The following is a 2,062-nucleotide window of genomic DNA, read 5'->3' as shown; positions in this document are numbered from 1 at the left end:
TGTCCGCTGCAAAAGCTGCCGTTCCTACGGAAAGTGCGGCCGTTAAAACAGCTGCCATCCATACTTTTTTCATGAAAACTCCCCCTCATTAATAAAATGTATAGGCAGGCCGATACTTCGGCCGTGCACACAATATGAATACATCTTTACATGACGATAAATCGGTCAACCAGCCATGAAAGAATGTACAAAGCAATGACGGCTACAGGGTAAAAACCGTAGAAGAAGGATTTTCTTCCCCTCCCTTTTTCTCCGTTATAGAGCCACACGGGGATGGCTGCCAAGGCAATACACCATTCGCCGCCGCCATAAATATATTGAAACCACAAGCCGTACAAAATGACGATAACCGCTTGAACGACTCTTTTTTCATGAAATACGTATAATAAAAGCCCCAGGAGAATATAGAGAACGCCGTGAGAAATGACAAAAAAATTGGGAATACATAGTGCCAGGAAGGTCAATGCCTGAAGTACGGCGTGATTTATATCCGTATCGGCCAATATTCCTACAACGGCAAGGGGCATAATAGTCGCTACAGGAAGCAAAAAAACAAAGAGAGCATCCCGTATCTTGCTTCTTTCTTTTAAGGCCAATCCCTCATTCAGTCTATCCCAGCCGACCATGTACAGTACAGAGATAAACAGTGTACCGAAGGCGTTTCCCATGAGTGACAATTCATAACGATTGGGAAAGAGTTCCTGAACGGCAAAAGTCGCCGCCGTCATAAGAACGCTGCACAACAAAAGTCGCTTCAAATAAGCCTGCCGGCTACGAGTATGCACATACCCTTCCGCCGCGGCAAACAAAAACAAGGGCAATGCCGGCCTGCCTACGGCAATAAACCATTCTGGTACATCGACCATAGGTGCAAACAGCGTATGAAACAGTAAGCACACCGTAAGAGCCGCAGCCACATATTTTATTTGTGTTATGTTTAACGTCGGTATTCGCCTTTTACGGCGAATAGACGGTAAGACACCTTTCATTCCCGCCTTGCTCCTTAATGACATAATGTATACGGCTTTCATTCTAACATAAAACCGAGCCTTAGCATACAAAAACACCCCCACCCGGGAAAAAGAATGGTCGTTCATTTACATCTCCCATATATCTTGGAGTAAGGGTGTTTATTCGTAATATATAAACTTTTTATTTATACTTCAAGCCGATTTTAAAGGCCGGAGCTACGACGGGACCGATGGTTCGATACGTACGCGTGGCAATGTCGAAAACAAGGGGTTCCAACTTTTCATAGTCCACTACACCGTCTGTCAAAATCGCTTCATCCGCCTGGGCCGACACGACAGTCCCTATGAGGATTCCCGTTTCGGCATCATAGCTTTTACACGTACATTCCAAGGTATAGGGAAATTCTTCTATAATCGGTGCATTTACATGGTCACTCTTATGGACATGACAACCGACCTTGTCGATTTTATTAACCTTATGCCCCGTTTCAATTCCGAAATAATCGACAATTTCAACCGTCTTTTTCGTCCCGAAGGCAACCGTGAAGGCCCCGGTTTTCACTACATTTTCCGTCGTCTTGTGAGGTGCCAAAAAGAGAGTAATCTCACCGTAATCCGACTGAGAACCCCAAGCCGCATTCATAGCATTGGGAACGCCGTTCTCATCGTACGTACCGATAATAAATACCCCTTCAGGCATAATCGGGGCCTGTTTACCTGTAAGTTCCGTCTCCACAACAGACCTCCTATTCTACGCGATACACGCGACTGTCCTTGCGAGGAGCCGCTTCCGCTACGGGTCCGTCCGCATATCCCAAAGCACAGTGACCGATACCTTCCCATTCTCCGTCTATGCCCAAATCAAGCAACAGTTGTTTGTATTCAGGCATTTCAAACTCTTCCTTGGCCCGATGAATCCAAATGCTGCCAAGCCCTACGGCCTGAGCGGCATTCATCAAATTTCCCATGACCAGACTGCCGTCATACACATGAGTCGGCCAATCTTTTTTACCTAAGACAATCAGAATAACGGGAGCCCCGTAAAAAGGATCGAAATCATCCTGCCAACCGCCGATTTTCACATTGTCCTT

3 protein-coding genes are annotated in these 2,062 nt (G+C 46.0%); all 3 read right to left on the bottom strand.

What is annotated here, in order from left to right:
* Window positions 1–146 precede the first annotated feature (146 nt).
* Entirely contained in the window at window positions 147–989 is an 843-nt protein-coding gene (locus tag PGX78_RS07080; RefSeq protein ID WP_270446145.1) for a TraX family protein, read from the bottom strand.
* Between the two features lie 163 nt (window positions 990–1,152).
* Complete coding sequence (locus PGX78_RS07075; protein ID WP_270446143.1) at window positions 1,153–1,707, bottom strand: flavin reductase family protein; 555 nt, start codon at window positions 1,705–1,707, stop codon at window positions 1,153–1,155.
* 10 nt (window positions 1,708–1,717) lie between these two features.
* On the bottom strand, window positions 1,718–2,062 hold a 345-nt coding region (locus PGX78_RS07070), incomplete at its 5' end, for a nitroreductase family protein (protein ID WP_270446141.1).

Origin of the sequence: Megasphaera sp. AF13-6AC (genome assembly GCF_027685385.1) — a bacterium.
Classification (GTDB): domain Bacteria; phylum Bacillota; class Negativicutes; order Veillonellales; family Megasphaeraceae; genus Megasphaera; species Megasphaera micronuciformis.
This window is presented reverse-complemented; position numbering and strand designations above follow the sequence as displayed.